The sequence below is a fragment of the Mangrovibacter sp. MFB070 genome (assembly GCF_000705335.1).
In the GTDB taxonomy this organism is placed as follows: Bacteria; Pseudomonadota; Gammaproteobacteria; order Enterobacterales; family Enterobacteriaceae; genus Mangrovibacter; species Mangrovibacter plantisponsor.
In genome coordinates, this window is the sequence record NZ_JJMI01000053.1 from 201,689 (window position 1) to 218,392 (window position 16,704).

Consider the following 16,704-nt stretch of genomic DNA (forward strand, 5'->3'; position numbering starts at 1 on the left):
GGCTTATTCCCACTCAATCGTAGCTGGCGGTTTACCGGAAATATCATAAACCACCCGGGAAATACCGTTCACTTCGTTAATAATCCGGTTGGAAACGCGGCCAAGGAAGTCATACGGCAGGTGCGCCCAGTGAGCGGTCATGAAGTCGATAGTTTCGACAGCGCGCAGGGAAACCACCCAGTCGTACTTACGGCCATCGCCCATCACGCCAACAGAACGTACCGGCAGGAATACAGTGAACGCCTGGCTCACTTTATCGTAGAGATCGGCTTTACGCAGTTCTTCAATAAAAATGGCATCAGCACTACGCAGCAGATCACAGTATTCTTTCTTCACTTCGCCCAGTACGCGAACACCAAGGCCCGGCCCCGGGAACGGGTGACGGTAGAGCATATCGTATGGCAGGCCAAGCTCCAGGCCAATTTTGCGAACTTCATCTTTAAAGAGTTCTTTGAGCGGTTCAACCAGGCCCATTTTCATCTCTTTCGGTAAGCCGCCCACATTGTGGTGTGATTTAATCACATGGGCTTTACCGGTAGCAGAAGCAGCAGACTCGATAACATCAGGGTAGATAGTGCCCTGAGCCAGCCATTTCACGTCTTCCAGGCGCAGTGCTTCTTCATCAAAAACTTCAACGAACACACGGCCAATGGTTTTACGTTTGGCTTCCGGGTCATCAATACCAGCCAGAGCAGTCAGGAAGCGCTCTTCTGCATTCACATGAACAATGTTGAGACCAAAACGGTCGCCGAACATTTCCATCACCTGGTCGGCTTCGTTAAGGCGCAGCAGACCGTTATCTACAAACACGCAAGTCAGGTTCTCACCAATAGCGCGGTGCAGCAGCATTGCCGTTACAGATGAATCCACCCCACCAGACAGGCCAAGGATTACTTTATCAGAACCTACCTGATCGCGAATGCGGGATACCGCATCATCAATAATTCGCGCTGGCGTCCACAAAGCTTCGCATTTGCAGATATCGCGAATGAAACGTTCCAGAATACGCTGCCCCTGGCGGGTGTGCGTTACTTCCGGGTGGAACTGCACGCCATAAAAACGCTTTTCTTCGTTAGCCATAATGGCGAACGGGCAAGTCTCTGTGCTGGCGACAGTCACAAAGTCAGACGGGATTGCAGTGACTTTATCGCCATGGCTCATCCAGACATCCAGCAACGGGCGATTTTCGCCGCTCAGGCTGTCTTCGATGCCGTGAATCAGGGCAGAATCCGTCATCACTTCAACCTGAGCATAACCAAACTCACGCTGATTAGAACCTTCAACATGGCCACCTAACTGCATTGCCATGGTTTGCATGCCGTAGCACACGCCCAGTACCGGTACGCCTGCAGTGAAGACATATTCCGGCGCACGAGGGCTGTTTTCTTCTGTGGTGCTCTCCGGGCCGCCAGACAGGATTATCCCGTTCGGATTAAAGGCACGGATTTGTTCTTCTGTTACATCCCAGGCCCACAGTTCACAGTAAACGCCCAGCTCACGCACGCGGCGCGCAACCAGCTGAGTGTACTGAGAACCGAAATCAAGAATGAGGATGCGATGGTTATGGATATTTTCCGTCATTGACGCTAATTCCGAGGCAGAGAATAAAGAATCGCCCGGCACGACTGCCGGGCGTGAATAATCATGAGCCCAGACGGTAGTTCGGAGACTCTTTGGTGATGGTCACATCGTGAACGTGACTTTCCTGAATCCCGGCACCGCTGATACGTACAAATTCCGCTTTAGTGCGCAATTCATCAATAGTACCACAGCCGGTCAGGCCCATACAGGAACGCAGGCCGCCCATTTGCTGATGAACGATTTCTTTCAGGCGGCCTTTATAGGCAACGCGGCCTTCAATCCCTTCAGGTACCAGTTTGTCTGCTGCGTTGTCGCTTTGGAAATAGCGGTCTGAAGAGCCTTTGGACATAGCGCCCAGAGAACCCATACCACGGTAGGATTTAAAAGAACGGCCCTGATAGAGTTCAATTTCACCTGGGGATTCTTCAGTACCTGCCAGCATGGAACCAACCATTACAGCACTCGCACCAGCAGCCAGTGCTTTCGCGATGTCACCAGAGAAGCGAATACCGCCATCAGCGATAACAGGAATACCAGTACCTTCCAGCGCTTCTACTGCGTCGGAAACAGCGGTAATTTGCGGTACACCCACACCTGTTACGATACGGGTAGTACAGATGGAGCCCGGGCCAATCCCTACTTTCACTGCGCTGCAACCGGCATCGGCCAGTGCACGGGCACCCGCAGCTGTTGCCACGTTACCACCAATGATTTGCAGGTTAGGGTATTTAGCGCGAGTTTCACGAATACGCTGCAATACACCTTCAGAATGGCCATGAGAGGAGTCAATCAGCAGGATATCAACACCAGCAGCAACCAGGGCATCCACACGCTCTTCGTTGCCGGCACCAGCACCTACTGCAGCACCAACACGCAGACGGCCATGTTCGTCTTTACAGGCGTTCGGTTTACGTTCTGCCTTCTGGAAGTCTTTAACGGTGATCATGCCGCGCAGATGGAAGCTTTCGTCCACAACCAGCGCTTTCTCAACACGTTTTTCATGCATTTTAGACAACACTACGTCACGGGATTCGCCTTCACGAACCGTAACCAGGCGATCTTTCGGCGTCATATAAACGCTGACAGCCTGGTTCAGGTCAGTCACAAAGCGAACGTCACGACCAGTGATGATCCCAACCAGTTCATTGTCGGTAGCCACCACCGGGTAGCCAGCGAAACCATTACGTTCGGTCAGTTCTTTTACTTCACGCAATGTGGTGGTTGGCAGTACGGTTTGTGGGTCAGTAACAATGCCGCTTTCGTGTTTTTTCACCCGGCGAACTTCTTCTGCCTGGCGTTCAATGGACATGTTCTTGTGGATAAAGCCAATCCCGCCTTCCTGAGCCAGTGCAATAGCAAGGCGTGCTTCTGTCACGGTGTCCATGGCAGCAGACAGCATAGGAATGTTCAGGCGAATGGTTTTCGTCAATTGAGTACTGAGATCTGCAGTATTCGGCAGAACAGTAGAATGAGCGGGAACGAGGAGAACGTCGTCAAACGTCAGTGCTTCTTTAGCGATACGTAGCATGGCAATATCTCAACCTGGGATGAATGAGAACAGATAAAATATTGCCGCGGCATTATACAGAGCATAAAGGGTGGCGGCTACATTTTTTTACTAAAAAGTCTTGCCTTCACTGACAGGCGGGTTACTATCGACTGATTAACTTGCTGATTTAGAATTTGATCCAGGTCACATGTCACAGTTTAATTCTCCATCAATTTTTTCTGTTAGCCGGCTGAATCAGGCAGTGCGTACGTTGCTGGAGCAAGACCTTGGGCAAATTTGGGTCAGTGGTGAAATATCCAACCTTTCGCAGCCCTCTTCCGGGCACTGGTACTTCACTCTCAAAGATGACAATGCTCAGGTGCGTTGCGCTATGTTTCGCAACAGCAACCGTCGTGTCACTTTCCGCCCACAACACGGGCAACAAGTATTAGTGCGAGCCAGTGTCACGCTCTATGAACCGCGTGGAGACTACCAGCTTATTGCCGAAAGCATGCAGCCTGCCGGTGAAGGTTTGCTGCAGCAAAAATTTGCTCAGCTTAAACAACGCCTGGCCGATGAAGGCCTGTTTGACCCGGCACTCAAAAAACCGCTTCCTGCACCGGCAACTTGTGTTGGCATTGTCACCTCTGCAACCGGGGCGGCATTGCAGGATATTCTGCACATTTTAAAACGGCGGGATCCGGCATTACCGGTAGTCATTTACCCCACAGCCGTTCAGGGGGCAGATGCAACCGGGCAAATAGTGCGGATGATAGCACTGGCCAATAAACGGGCCGAATGTGATGTTCTGATTGTTGGCCGTGGCGGTGGTTCACTGGAAGATTTGTGGTGTTTTAACGAAGAAGCGGTAGCGCGGGCTATTGTGGCAAGCAGCATCCCGGTCGTTAGTGCAGTCGGCCATGAAACTGACGTCACCATTGCAGATTTCGTCGCCGATTTACGCGCCCCTACCCCTTCTGCAGCCGCCGAAGTTGTCAGCCGTAACCAAGAAGAACTGGTGCGCCAGCTTACCAGCCAGCAACAACGGCTGGAAATGGCAATGGATTACTATATTGCCCAGCGCCAGCAGCGTTTCAGACAGTTGCGCCACCGCCTGGAGCAACAGCACCCACAGTTGCGCCTGGCTCGCCAGCAAACACGGCTGCTGGCTCTGCGCCAGCGCCTGTCTTCTGCGCTGGAAACTCGCCTGAAACGCGGTCAGTTGCAACAACAGCGCCTTAACCAGCGCTTACAGCAGCAACACCCTGGCATGCGCATCCAGCGCGCCAGCGCTACACTGCAGCAAGCAAGCTTCCGTATGACCCAGGCAATCCGCGGCCAGTTAGGGCAAACCCGTGAGCGGTTTGGTCTGGCGGTGACCCACCTGGAGGCTGTCAGCCCGTTAGCAACGCTTGCCCGCGGCTACAGCGTAACAGTCACCGGGAAAGGTGAAGTGGTTAAAGCGGTTACCCAAATTCAGGCAGGTGAAACCTTAACTACCCGGCTCAAAGATGGCGTGGTACAAAGCCAGGTTACTGCGATTTCCCCGGTCAAAAAAGGCCGCCAGCGGGTACGTAAAACACCGCAGGATTAACCGGCTGCAGGTTGCCACTCCACGCGCTTTTTGGAAACCAGCCCATGGCCGTTCTGGCAGAAATAATCTACTGCGCCGCAAGCTTTTAGTACTTCCAGCGGTTTATGGCATTCAGGGCACAGAGGCTGTAACACCATAGTTTTATGGCATTTCTCACACACCCAGTGTTCACCCTGTTGAGTGCATTCACCCTGGCATTCGGGGCAACGGTATTCCATTTTTACTCCCTGGTTATTCTGTATTTCTGGTGATAGTTTACGCGCCACAGCCTGCCTGTTCAGTAACATTTTGCGCTGCAAAAGCTTAAAAAAATACAGCACCCGCGGGCGCTGTATTTTCTGGTTCAATAAACGATATTCGGCCGCTTATTTACTTTTCTTAATATGCTTAATCAGGCGCTTACGCTTACGCATCTGCGTTGGGGTCAGCGTATTGCGCTTATTCGCATACGGGTTATCGCCTTCTTTAAACTGAATACGAATCGGCGTGCCCATTACTTCCAGCGACTTGCGGAAGTAGTTCATCAGGTAGCGTTTGTAGGAATCCGGCAGGTCTTTCACCTGGTTGCCGTGAATTACCACGATAGGCGGGTTGTAACCACCTGCGTGGGCATATTTCAGTTTCACACGGCGACCACGCACCAGAGGTGGCTGATGATCGTCTACTGCCATCGTCATAATACGGGTCAGCATGGCAGTGCTCACACGTTTTGTGGCGCTGTCATAGGCTTCGCGTACTGATTCAAACAAGTTACCCACACCACTGCCATGCAGAGCGGAAATAAAGTGAACCCGGGCGAAGTCAATAAAGCCCAGGCGGTAATCCAGAGTTTCTTTTACCTGCTCACGTACTTCCTGGCTCAGGCCATCCCACTTGTTCACGACAATTACCAGTGAGCGCCCACTATTGAGGATAAAGCCCAGCAGGGAAAGATCCTGGTCTGAAATTCCTTCGCGGGCATCAATAACCAGCAGCACTACGTTCGCGTCTTCAATCGCCTGCAGGGTTTTAATAACTGAGAATTTCTCAACGGTGTCGGTGATTTTGCCGCGTTTACGCACACCCGCGGTGTCTATCAACACGTATTCACGCTCGTCACGTTGCATCGGGATATAAATACTGTCACGCGTGGTGCCTGGCATGTCGTAAACCACAACCCGGTCTTCACCGAGAATACGGTTAGTTAGTGTTGACTTACCCACATTAGGGCGGCCCACAATTGCCAGTTTGATAGGTAAAGACTGCGGGTCAAAATCATCCTCTGGCTCTTCTTCCGGTTCACCGGCTTCTTTTGCCGCCAGTGCAGCCCAATACTCCGCATCTTCATCAACAGGCTCAGATGGGCTGATATCTTCCATCCAGGGCAGGAGAACCTGTTCGAGCAGGCTGGTAACACCACGGCCATGGGCTGCAGCAATAGGGACAATTTCCCCCATGCCCAAAGCATAGAAATCCGTAACAGCATGGTCCGGATCAATACCGTCAGTTTTGTTTGCGACAACAAAGGTAGGCTTTTCACGGCTACGCAGGTGTTTGGCGATGGCTTTATCGGCAGGCATCAATCCCGCGCGAGCATCTACCATGAATAACACAACATCCGCTTCTTCAATTGCCTGAAGTGATTGTTCTGCCATCAGCGTTTCTACGCCGTCTTCAGTGCCGTCGATGCCGCCAGTATCAATCACAATGTACTCGCGGCCTTCAATTTCAGCGCGACCATATTTACGGTCCCGGGTTAATCCAGGGAAATCCGCCACCAGTGCATCGCGGGTGCGCGTTAAACGGTTAAATAATGTAGATTTACCCACATTCGGGCGCCCGACCAGCGCGACCACAGGTATCATTTTCAAAGCCTCATAACTTAAAAAAAACCAGCCAGGCACCACCAATAAAGTGCGCCTGACTATAAACAGGAAACGGCCCCTGGCGAAATCAGGAGCCGTTTAGCTGATATCACACCCGGATAGTTTAGCGGGTTATGGCATATAACGTGCCATCTTTAGCCTGAATCAGCAATTTACCATCCGCGACAATCGGGTTGGTCAGGAAGCCTGAGCTGTCCACTTTCTGTTGTGCAACGAAGTGACCGTTGTCTGGGTCTATCCAGTGCATATACCCTTCGCTATCGCCAACAACCAGGTAACCATTATACAGCACTGGCGCAGTCAACAGGCGGTGCAGTAAATCACTCTGGGTCCACTGGGTAACACCACCGTCAGTACTCAACGCCAGTACACGGTCATTCTGGTCAACCATGTAGATACGACCAGCATCAACTACCATGTCATTCACTGAACCCAGGTCGCGTTTCCAGATTATCTGGCCTGAACGCAGGTCAAGTGCTGTCAGGTTACCGTTATATGCCAGCGCATAGACAACCCCGTTGACAATAACTGGTGTGGTATCAACATCGCTCAGGCGATCGATCTCAGTCGGACCGGTCGCCTGGGAGATACGTTGTTGCCAAATCATCTGACCGGGTTGCAATAATACCGCAGTCACACGGCCATTATCGCCACCAACAATCGCAGCACCGTAAGCTGTAGCAGGTGCAGACTCGCCACGCAGTGTCAGTGACGGCATATCCAGGTTCACTGTCCATTTGATGGCACCCGTGTTTTCATCCAGTGCCTGCAACTGACCGTTACCAGTATGAACCAGTACCACGCCGTCACTTACAACCGGGCGGGATAAAGCTTCACCAGCCACAGTCGTCTGCCAGGCAACGCTGCCATCGGAAGTATTCAGCGCATAAACTTTGGCTTTCTCACTTCCCACATAAACGTGGCCACCAGCAACAGTCAGGCCACCAGAAAGCAAGGCTGGCAGGTTGCTGGAGAAAAAGCCGGTTTTTTCTGACAAATCAACCGACCAGACTTCTTTGCCATCAGATTCACTGAGCGCTTTTACACGACCATGACGGTCTGCGGCATAAACCACACCGGCATCTGCTGTCGGGTGGAGATTCGAATAATACTTGCCAATACCGCTTCCCACTGAAACATCCCACGCAGTAGATGGCGTGAACTGGTTTTCAACGGTGGGCAGTGGAGACATTTTTACTACGTCTTCTTCGCCGCTAAACAGTGAGCACCCACTAAGCAAAGTAACAGACAGCAGCCCTGGCAAAACTAATTTACGCAATTGCATTGGTGCCCTCTCAGCTGGACAAATTATTCATTTTCATTTGCATCATATTACGCAGTGCTGGCGAGGCATCGGCAATGCCCACACCTTTGCTCCACGCTTCGCGGGCAGATTTGGTATCGCCTTTACTTAACAGCGCATCGCCTTTGATGTCAGCAACCATGGCACTCCAGCCATCACCTTTAATGCTGCCAAGCGTTGCCAGTGCATCATCAGCCTGTTTTAACTCCACCTGGATACGCGCCAGACGCAAGCCAATCAGTGCCTTAAGGTTTTCATCAGAGGTATCAGCCAGGCCAGCCTTCAGTTGCGCGGCAGCATTGGCAAAATCCTTTTTGTTGACGAGTTGTTCTGCTACATCAAGCGATGCCAGAGCACCATAAGTACCTTTATTATCAGCGATAAATTTTTCCGCGGCAGCAAGGCTGCCTGGTTTATCCGCTTTCAATGCCTGAACCGTGTTCTGATACACCATAGATGACTCGCGAGATGAGTCCACCTGGTGGCTTGCCCAGTAACGCCAGCCTACCAGTGCACCAATACCTAACACGACGCCGACAGCCAGCGCTTTGCCGTTCTCGATGAAGAAGCGTTTGACTGCTTCAACTTGTTCGTTCTCGTTGTCGTAAATCTCCACGCAATCCTTCTCCTTAACGATAAGTTACCGGGATTCGCCCAGCAGCGTTTTCAAATGGCCAGCTACGTCACGTTGAGAAACGGTTTCCTGCTCGCCTGAACGCAAATCTTTCACCACGACTTGCTGGTTTGCGACTTCATTTTCACCCAGCACCAGCGCAACACGTGCGCCCCATTTATCTGCCCGGGCAAACTGCTTTTTGAAGTTCCCGCCGCCATAGTTCGTCATCAGTTTACAGCCAGGCAAGCTGTCACGTACCTGCTCCGCCAGTTGCATTGCAGGAGACTGGGTACCGTTGCCAGATGCCACCAGGTAAATATCGACAACAGAATCTGCAGTAAATTCCGGGTTAACTGCCTGAACCAGCAAAACAAGACGTTCCAGCCCCATGGCAAAACCAACAGCTGGCGTCGCACGCCCACCGAGTTGTTCAACCAGGCCATCGTAACGCCCACCAGCACAGACGGTCCCCTGAGCACCAAGACTATTGGTTACCCATTCAAAGACAGTGCGGTTGTAGTAATCAAGGCCGCGCACCAGGCGCTGATTGACGGTGTAGCTGATACCGGCGTCGTCAAGGAACGCGCACAAACCGGCGAAATGCTCACGAGATTCTTCATCCAGATAGTCGCCCAGTGCAGGCGCATAGTTCAACAGCGCCTGAACTTCCGGGTTTTTGGAATCAAGAACGCGCAACGGGTTGGTATACATGCGGCGCTTGCAGTCTTCATCCAGCTTATCTTTATACTGTTCCAGGTAAGCAATCAGCGCATCACGGTAATTTGCCCGGGCTTCCAGCGAACCAATGGAGTTCAGCTCAAGGCTGACATGCTGGTCGATACCCAGTGCACGCCACCAGCGCGCCGTCAGCATAATCAGCTCAGCGTCAATATCCGGCCCCTGAAGACCAAACACCTCAGCACCTAACTGATGAAACTGGCGATAACGCCCTTTTTGCGGACGCTCATGGCGGAACATCGGCCCGATGTACCACAAGCGCTGTTCCTGATTGTACAGCAGACCATGCTCGATACCGGCACGCACACAGCCCGCCGTGCCTTCCGGACGCAGTGTCAGGCTGTCGCCATTGCGGTCCTCGAAGGTATACATCTCTTTTTCAACCACGTCGGTCACTTCACCAATCGCGCGTTTGAATAGCGGTGTCTGCTCTACAATCGGCAAACGGATTTCACTATAACCGTAGCTGCCGAGCACCTGCTTTAATGTGCGTTCAATACGCTGCCAGATGGCCGTTTCGCCAGGCAGATAATCGTTCATGCCGCGAATGGCTTGAATATTCTTTGCCACGTTATCTCTGTTCCTGAATACAAAAAAATGAACCCGAATCAACCCGGTTATATGTTGCCAGGCTGCTTTGTGGGTTCAATCATACACGGGAAGCATCAGGCTTCCCATGTTTTGTTATTTCTCAACTTGCTGCACGTCAATACGACGGCTTTCGTCCAGAACCGATGCTCTGGCGCGAATTTTCGCTTCGAGCTGGTCTATCATATTGTCGTTATCCAGGCGGTCTTTACGGACGCCATCTTCGTAGAAGCCACTTTTGCGGCTACCACCTGCAACACCCATCGTTGAAGCCAGCGCTTCGCCAGGCCCGTTCACCACACAACCAATAATAGAAACATCCATCGGTGTGATGATATCTTCCAGGCGTTGTTCCAGCGCATTCACTGTGCCGATAACATCAAACTCCTGGCGTGAGCAGGTTGGGCAGGCAATGAAGTTGATCCCACGCGAGCGAATGCGCAGGGATTTCAGTATATCGAAGCCAACTTTGATCTCTTCGACAGGATCCGCTGCCAGCGAAACACGCAACGTATCGCCAATCCCTTCAGAAAGCAGTAACCCGAGCCCAATAGCCGACTTAACCGCACCACTTCTCGCACCACCTGCTTCGGTTATCCCAAGGTGCAGAGGTTGATCAATGGCCTTTGCCAGCAAGCGGTAAGCTTCTACAGCCAGAAAAACATCAGAGGCTTTCACACTGACTTTGAACTGATCAAAATTGAGCCTGTCCAGATAATCAACATGGCGCATGGCGGATTCAAGCAACGCCTGCGGAGTTGGCTCACCGTATTTTTCCTGTAGATCCTTTTCAAGGGATCCGGCATTCACCCCAATACGAATCGGAATGTTTTTATCTTTCGCGCAATCCACCACCTGGCGAATACGCTCTTCATTGCCGATATTACCGGGGTTAATGCGCAGACAATCCACACCATATTCGGCAACTTTCAGCGCTATGCGGTAATCGAAATGAATATCGGCAACCAGAGGAACGGCAACCTGTTGCTTGATAAGCCGGAAGGCTTCTGCGGCATCCATGGTGGGAACAGATACACGGACGATATCCGCACCAACACGCTCCAGGGCCTTAATTTGCTGCACTGTGGCGTCAACATCTGTGGTGCGGGTATTTGTCATGGACTGAACGGCGATGGGCGCACCATCGCCGACTGGCACATTCCCTACGTAAATCCGTTTAGATTTACGGCGTTGAATGGGCGCTTCGTTATGCATAAAAATCTCCGAAAACGCGTCGTTACTGCACCTGAGTAGCAGAAGGCTCTGCATTTAGCGTCAGGCGGGCAACCTGGTTAGACCGGGCATAGCGGCTCATATCAACGGGTTTACCCTGGAACTGAATAGTGACTGCACGGGGTGCGCCAATTTTCAGTTTATATGGCGCCTGGCCTGACAGGTTTAAGGTACTGTCTTTGTGTTGCAGGCCGCTGAACAATTTTTTGCCCGTAGAATCGGACACTTCCAGCCAGCAGTCAGCAGAGAAATTCATGACCAAATCACCACTGGCTGCAGGAGCCGTGGTTGCCTGTTCTGCCGGTAATGACCCAGAGTCCTGAGTCGTTGCGGCAGGTGCTGTATTAGTTAAGGAATCGGTGTTCGCCTGACCCGGAGAAACCACTGCAGCCGAATTATCTGCCGGTGCTGCGCTGTTATCTGCCGTTGGAGCTGGCGTATTCGCCTGTGCAGAATCTGTGGCACTGTTATCAGAAGGGGCCGGGTTATCCTGCACAGCAGCGGAGTTGTCATCGCTACTGGTATTATGCAAAGGCACAAACTGCCCATTATCAGCAGGCGTATCACCAGGTGTGGCGGACTGATCTGCCATTGAATTAATTTCTGCCTGTTGCGCTTTATGGTTTTGCCACCACCAGGCACCAGTCAGACCAATAACAACCAGCAATACCAGCCAGGTAAAGCCCATCAGCCAGCCGTCGCGCTTTTTGCGGCTCTTCCCAATGGCATAACCTTTCATTGGCTGAACTTTAGCGGTTCTGACAGGAGCTTGTTTTGCCAGCGCAGGCAAAAGTTCTTCTTCGGGAACATGGACGAGGCGAGCATAGGAGCGGATATAGCCACGGAGAAAGGTCGCAGCCAGATCCGAAGGCGCTTTATCGTCTTCGATATCCCGAACTGTGGAGACTTTCAAACACAGGCGTTCAGCCACAATCTGCTGGCTGAGTCCAAGTTGCTCACGTGCGGCCCGGAGGCGTTCGCCCGTGGTTTGTGCGATATTTTGTTCGTGAGTGGCTTCAGTATTCATTAGCTACAACTGCTGGTACTGTTTGAATGAAAAAATTGGCTCCGGCCAGCACTGTCACCAATAGCGACCTCACTGACCCGCGCCGCGAAATAACCTGTTGCGAAGTATGGCACCCCGCTCGCCCGAAACACCCAGCATACCCAGCACCAGAAAACTTTCTGGCAAATTGCAACGGCCTTGGGCATATGCCCACACCCTCACCTGGATACTTTCTCACCAAATAACGCCTGTCTGGTGAGCTACGCGGCTAAACTGTTGTTGTGCCGCTACATACTGCCTCAAAGTGCAAAAAAACGCACCGTAATTATTGCGCCAACAGAGACTTTCGTTGTCACAATTGATGACACATCACAAGCGGTGGACGAAAACCTGAATATTCAGGCCTTCGCCCACAGGTCTGCCTGTCAGACACTTTTCACTGCAATCGGTTCACCCTGCATACGTTTACGCATTGTACGCTTGGTCCGGTCAATAACATCACCGGCTAACTGACCACAGGCGGCGTCAATATCATCACCACGTGTTTTACGCACGATGGTGGTAAAACCATACTCCATTAACACCTTGGAAAAACGGTCAATTCGGCTGTTGGAGCTACGGTCATAAGGTGCCCCCGGGAACGGGTTCCAGGGAATAAGGTTAATTTTACATGGCGTGTCTTTCAAACACTCCGCCAGTTGATGTGCATGTTCAGTGCCGTCATTCACATGATCGAGCATGACATACTCAACCGTGACACGCCCCTGGTTGGCATTTGATTTTTCCAGGTAACGGCGCACACCTGCCAGAAATGTCTCAATATTGTATTTTTTATTAATCGGGACAATTTCATCACGGATTTCATCTGTTGGCGCATGCAGAGATATCGCCAGAGCCACATCAATCATGTCGCCCAGTTTATCCAGAGCAGGTACTACGCCTGATGTGGATAATGTTACCCGGCGCTTGGATAAGCCAAAGCCAAAGTCATCCAGCATGATTTCCATGGCCGGAACCACGTTGGTCAGGTTGAGCAATGGCTCACCCATTCCCATCATTACCACGTTGGTAATTGGGCGCTGGCCGGTGACTTTCGCCGCACCAATAATTTTAGCGGCACGCCACACCTGCCCGATAATTTCAGACACCCGTAAATTACGGTTAAAGCCTTGCTGAGCGGTAGAACAGAATTTACATTCCAGTGCGCACCCAACCTGTGATGAAACACACAGTGTAGCCCGGTCATCTTCAGGGATATACACGGTCTCAACGCGCTGACTGCCAACCTGAATTGCCCATTTAATTGTGCCATCAGAAGAGCGTTGTTCTTCAGCCACTTCTGGTGCGCGAATTTCGGCGACAGCTTTCAGACGGCCACGTAACACTTTGTTGATGTCAGTCATTTCGTCAAAATCATCACAGCAATAGTGATAGATCCACTTCATGACTTGATCGGCGCGAAACGGTTTTTCACCCATGTCAGTGAAAAAGGCGCGCATTTGTTGGCGGTTAAGATCCAGCAGGTTGATTTTGCCGGTATTTGAATTTGACGAGTCAGAAACGGTGACGGACTCAGGTGCGGTAATCTGTTGTGACATAAAGTTTTCCGGCCTCGTTGTTACACGTTATGGCCCCAGGTAAATGAGTAAATAGATACGCCCCGGGTGAGCAGGCTCGCTCATCCGGGGCGCAGCATTGTACAAATTCTCTGCCAGTGATGCTACGCCTTAACGCATCACAGCACAAATAAAGGCAGCAATTAGCGGGTGCGCGGGCACACTTCGCCTTCAGCAAAGAAAAATGCGATTTCACGGGCCGCAGACTCAACAGAATCTGAACCGTGGGTACCGTTTTCAGTCAGGCTGTCTGCGTAATCAGCACGCAGTGTACCTGCCAGTGCGTTCGCCGGGTTAGTGGCACCCAGGATTTCACGATGACGGCGTACTGCGTCTTCACCTTCCAGTGCAGAAACAACGATAGGGCCAGAAGTCATGAACTCAACCAGGCCATCAAAGAACGGCTTACCATCATGCTCAGCATAGAAACCACGCGCCTGCTCTTGAGTCAGGTGCACCATTTTAGTGGCAACAATTTTCAGCCCTGCGGTTTCAAAACGCGCAAAAATACTGCCAATTACATTCTTTGCAACAGCGTTTGGTTTGATGATAGAAAAAGTACGTTCAATTGCCATGATTACCTCTGTTTGCTCTCTAAAAATGCCAGGGGAACCCGGCAACAAAGTGGCGCAGATTATAATGACCTGTTACCGCCTTGCCTATGGACAAAGGTAACATTTTTTTAAAATAAGCTGCGTTTTAGCAACAACCCCATACAAAGTGATGACTTCGCGAGTTATTTGGGCAGCAAAGTAAAGTGCGCTGCAGCAATTTGCCCGCTGTCATCCATTACCAGCACCTGGTATTCCCCTGAATGCGTCAAGGACAACGTCACATGATTACCCTGTTGTGGCAGGGCATCGCCATTCAAAAACCACCACTGGTCATGCCCACCACCCTGCGTGGAAAGTGGCATATTCAGTACCGCCTGCCCGGCAGGTGGTTTCACCATAGCGCCATCACGCACACCGAGCAATAACAGCGGGCTAAGGTTTGCCTGCACCATAGGCGGGCACTGGGTGGATACAGCAGGTAACCGCGTGTCACGCCGCTCCTTCTCAGGTAGCCAGGGCTCCAGTGGCAAGGGCCACAACAGTAATGTTGCCGGGTGTGCATCTTTGCAATCAGCACCAACACGCAACCCTTTTGAGTTCAGCCAAAGGCGCTGCACTATACCGGAAGGGCCTTCCTGCCCTGGAGCCAGTAATGTTGGCGGCTGGCTGTCATTCAGTAACCAGGTAAATACCCGCCGACGGCAATTACTGTCGCCTTCAGGCAGGCTCTGGCCTCCAGGCCAACAAATCGTACCGGATGTCACACTGCCAGGTCTTGGGTCTGCTGGCTCACGGTTTTGTGCCAGGCCGGTGTTTGCCCTGAGCAGCGTGTTAACCTGGTTCATCACCGGTACTGCACTGGCAAAACCATACTGCCCGGCAACCGGTGTCGCATCTGGCCTCCCGGTCCAGACGCCAATCAGGTAACGGGGTGAAACACCAATTGCCCAGGCATCACGGTAGCCATAACTGGTACCCGTTTTCCAGGCAAAAGGCGCAACGGCAGGGAGTGCGCCATCCGGCAATGGTTGTTCCTCACCACCCAGAACACGGCGAATTATCCAGGCTGAACCGGGTGACAGTAACCGCCGTTCAACCAATGGTTGTTGTGGTTGCAGGCGTAACCTGGCAACCTTCCCTTCCCGGGCAAACGCACTGTAAGCAGAGACCAGTTCATCCAGTCGGGTTCCTGCCCCGCCCAAAATTAATGACAAATTAGGTTCCGCCGCAGCAGGCAGGCGCAGGTTTAACCCTATATTACGCAAATGACCGGCGAAATTTTTCGGCCCCAGCGCATCCAGAACCTGTACCGCGGGCAAGTTAAGCGAGCGCACAAGTGCTTCACTCATGCTTACTGGCCCATTAAAGTCGCTGTCAAAATTCCCCGGGCGATAATCGCCAAAGCGCCGGGGTACATCCTGAAGTAATGAACCGGGGTGTATTAACCCTTCATCCAGCGCCAGGCCATACAGAAAAGGTTTCAGTAATGAACCTGGAGATCTGACAGCCCGAACCATATCAACATGGCCAAACCGGCTGTCATCGTTTAAATCGACCGACCCCACCCAGCCACGCACCTTCATGGTCTGGTGGTCAACGACCAGTATCGCCAGCGATGTTTTCGGTGGCAGGCGGTGTTTCCAGTTAAGTGCCAGGGTTTCCAGTTGGCTCTGCAGGGTGGCATCAATCGTGGTGACAATCCGCTGGTGATTATCCTGAGTCAGCAGGTAACGTGCCAGTAACGGTGCCAGTTGTGGGCTTTGCCGGGGAGCAAGCCATACAGGTTCCTGCATGGCTTCACGCACCCGCCGGGCAGACCAGATATGCTCTTCCTGCATCCGGGCCAGCACTTTATCGCGTGCTTTTTGTGCCCTTTCTGACCAACGGTCCGGGCGTAACCGGCTGGGAGCCTGTGGCAATACAGCCAGTAGTGCGGCTTCCGCATCTGTCAGGTGTGCAGGCGATTTACCAAGGTACGCCCAACTGGCTGCGCCCACCCCTTCCAGCGTGCCGCCAAAAGGTGCCCTGTTAAGGTAAAGCGTCAGAATCTGCTGTTTGGAAAGGTGCCATTCCAGTTGCAGCGCCCGGGCAGTTTGAATCAATTTACCCGTGATTGTACGGGGTTGTGGGTCAATCAGGCGAGCCACCTGCATGGTCAGCGTGCTTCCACCCGACACCACTTCACCATTGCGAACCCACTGCCAGGCTGCGCGAACCAGGCTGAGCGGGTTCACTCCCGGATGATGCCAGAACCAGCGGTCTTCATAATTGATTAACGCTTCCAGATAACGTGGGGAAACTTCATCGGGCTCAACCGGATAGCGCCAGACGCCGTTTTCATCCGCAAAGCGCCACAGCGGTGTACCGTCTTCTGTCACCACAATACGGGCAGGGTGAACATTATGTAATGGCAAAGGACAAAGCCTGTCCGCAAGCAACAAGCCAGCAATTAGCAAGAAAAAGGCGGCCAGGCAGCCGCCCCACAATTTCCAGCAAATTTTATATTTCCCCGGTTGCATTA

The 16,704-nt window shown here is 52.1% G+C and carries 13 protein-coding genes; 1 reads left to right on the forward strand and 12 read right to left on the reverse strand.

Features of this window, described 5'->3' with window-relative positions:
- Nucleotides 1–3: 3 nt before the first annotated feature.
- Both guaA and guaB read right to left on the reverse strand, forming a co-directional pair.
- Nucleotides 4–1,581, reverse strand: coding sequence for a glutamine-hydrolyzing GMP synthase (gene guaA, locus DT73_RS24060; RefSeq protein ID WP_036116326.1), 1,578 nt, complete (start codon nt 1,579–1,581; stop codon nt 4–6).
- 61 nt (nt 1,582–1,642) lie between these two features.
- A complete protein-coding gene (gene guaB / locus DT73_RS24065) occupies nt 1,643–3,109 on the reverse strand; it encodes an IMP dehydrogenase (protein WP_036116328.1) in 1,467 nt (488 codons plus the stop codon).
- 169 nt (nt 3,110–3,278) lie between these two features.
- Here guaB and xseA point away from each other — a divergent pair, with 169 nt between their 5' ends.
- Nucleotides 3,279–4,664, forward strand: coding sequence for an exodeoxyribonuclease VII large subunit (gene xseA / locus DT73_RS24070; protein WP_036116330.1), 1,386 nt, complete (start codon nt 3,279–3,281; stop codon nt 4,662–4,664).
- On the opposite strand, the gene DT73_RS24075 is transcribed toward xseA, so the two are convergent.
- From DT73_RS24075 to pbpC, 10 genes are all read right to left on the reverse strand, one after another.
- Nucleotides 4,661–4,882, reverse strand: a complete 222-nt coding sequence (locus tag DT73_RS24075) for a zinc ribbon domain-containing protein (RefSeq protein WP_036116474.1) — start codon at nt 4,880–4,882, stop codon at nt 4,661–4,663. The genes xseA and DT73_RS24075 overlap by 4 nt on opposite strands.
- Nucleotides 4,883–5,029: 147 nt before the next feature.
- On the reverse strand, nt 5,030–6,508 hold the full coding sequence (der, locus tag DT73_RS24080) for a ribosome biogenesis GTPase Der (protein WP_036116476.1): 1,479 nt from the start codon (nt 6,506–6,508) through the stop codon (nt 5,030–5,032).
- A 124-nt stretch (nt 6,509–6,632) separates the two neighbouring features.
- Nucleotides 6,633–7,814, reverse strand: a complete 1,182-nt coding sequence (gene bamB, locus DT73_RS24085) for an outer membrane protein assembly factor BamB (RefSeq protein WP_036116332.1) — start codon at nt 7,812–7,814, stop codon at nt 6,633–6,635.
- Nucleotides 7,815–7,824: 10 nt separating this feature from the next.
- Complete coding sequence (locus DT73_RS24090) at nt 7,825–8,448, reverse strand: YfgM family protein (RefSeq protein ID WP_036116333.1); 624 nt, start codon at nt 8,446–8,448, stop codon at nt 7,825–7,827.
- Between the two features lie 24 nt (nt 8,449–8,472).
- On the reverse strand, nt 8,473–9,756 hold the full coding sequence (hisS, locus tag DT73_RS24095) for a histidine--tRNA ligase (protein ID WP_036116335.1): 1,284 nt from the start codon (nt 9,754–9,756) through the stop codon (nt 8,473–8,475).
- A gap of 114 nt (nt 9,757–9,870) precedes the next feature.
- Nucleotides 9,871–10,989 carry a flavodoxin-dependent (E)-4-hydroxy-3-methylbut-2-enyl-diphosphate synthase gene (ispG, locus tag DT73_RS24100; protein WP_036116336.1) on the reverse strand — a complete coding sequence of 373 codons (1,119 nt, stop codon included), beginning with the start codon at nt 10,987–10,989 and terminating at the stop codon, nt 9,871–9,873.
- 22 nt (nt 10,990–11,011) lie between these two features.
- Nucleotides 11,012–12,034, reverse strand: a complete 1,023-nt coding sequence (gene rodZ / locus DT73_RS24105) for a cytoskeleton protein RodZ (protein WP_036116338.1) — start codon at nt 12,032–12,034, stop codon at nt 11,012–11,014.
- Nucleotides 12,035–12,438: 404 nt separating this feature from the next.
- The gene (locus DT73_RS24115) at nt 12,439–13,611 is read right to left on the reverse strand and encodes a bifunctional tRNA (adenosine(37)-C2)-methyltransferase TrmG/ribosomal RNA large subunit methyltransferase RlmN (protein WP_036116343.1); all 1,173 of its coding nucleotides are present in this window, start codon (nt 13,609–13,611) and stop codon (nt 12,439–12,441) included.
- A gap of 161 nt (nt 13,612–13,772) precedes the next feature.
- Nucleotides 13,773–14,204 (reverse strand): nucleoside-diphosphate kinase, encoded by a 432-nt coding sequence (gene ndk / locus DT73_RS24120; protein ID WP_036116345.1) that lies wholly within the window; start codon nt 14,202–14,204, stop codon nt 13,773–13,775.
- 161 nt (nt 14,205–14,365) lie between these two features.
- Nucleotides 14,366–16,702, reverse strand: a complete 2,337-nt coding sequence (pbpC, locus tag DT73_RS24125) for a peptidoglycan glycosyltransferase PbpC (RefSeq protein ID WP_036116346.1) — start codon at nt 16,700–16,702, stop codon at nt 14,366–14,368.
- Nucleotides 16,703–16,704 lie beyond the last annotated feature (2 nt).

Coding starts and splice junctions, on each gene's coding strand:
- guaA (WP_036116326.1), bottom strand. CDS start 1,581: ATGACGGAAAATATCCATAACCATCGCATCCTCATTCTTGATTTCGGT.
- guaB (WP_036116328.1), bottom strand. CDS start 3,109: ATGCTACGTATCGCTAAAGAAGCACTGACGTTTGACGACGTTCTCCTC.
- xseA (WP_036116330.1), top strand. CDS start 3,279: ATGTCACAGTTTAATTCTCCATCAATTTTTTCTGTTAGCCGGCTGAAT.
- DT73_RS24075 (WP_036116474.1), bottom strand. CDS start 4,882: ATGGAATACCGTTGCCCCGAATGCCAGGGTGAATGCACTCAACAGGGT.
- der (WP_036116476.1), bottom strand. CDS start 6,508: ATGATACCTGTGGTCGCGCTGGTCGGGCGCCCGAATGTGGGTAAATCT.
- bamB (WP_036116332.1), bottom strand. CDS start 7,814: ATGCAATTGCGTAAATTAGTTTTGCCAGGGCTGCTGTCTGTTACTTTG.
- ispG (WP_036116336.1), bottom strand. CDS start 10,989: ATGCATAACGAAGCGCCCATTCAACGCCGTAAATCTAAACGGATTTAC.
- rodZ (WP_036116338.1), bottom strand. CDS start 12,034: ATGAATACTGAAGCCACTCACGAACAAAATATCGCACAAACCACGGGC.
- DT73_RS24115 (WP_036116343.1), bottom strand. CDS start 13,611: ATGTCACAACAGATTACCGCACCTGAGTCCGTCACCGTTTCTGACTCG.
- ndk (WP_036116345.1), bottom strand. CDS start 14,204: ATGGCAATTGAACGTACTTTTTCTATCATCAAACCAAACGCTGTTGCA.
- pbpC (WP_036116346.1), bottom strand. CDS start 16,702: ATGCAACCGGGGAAATATAAAATTTGCTGGAAATTGTGGGGCGGCTGC.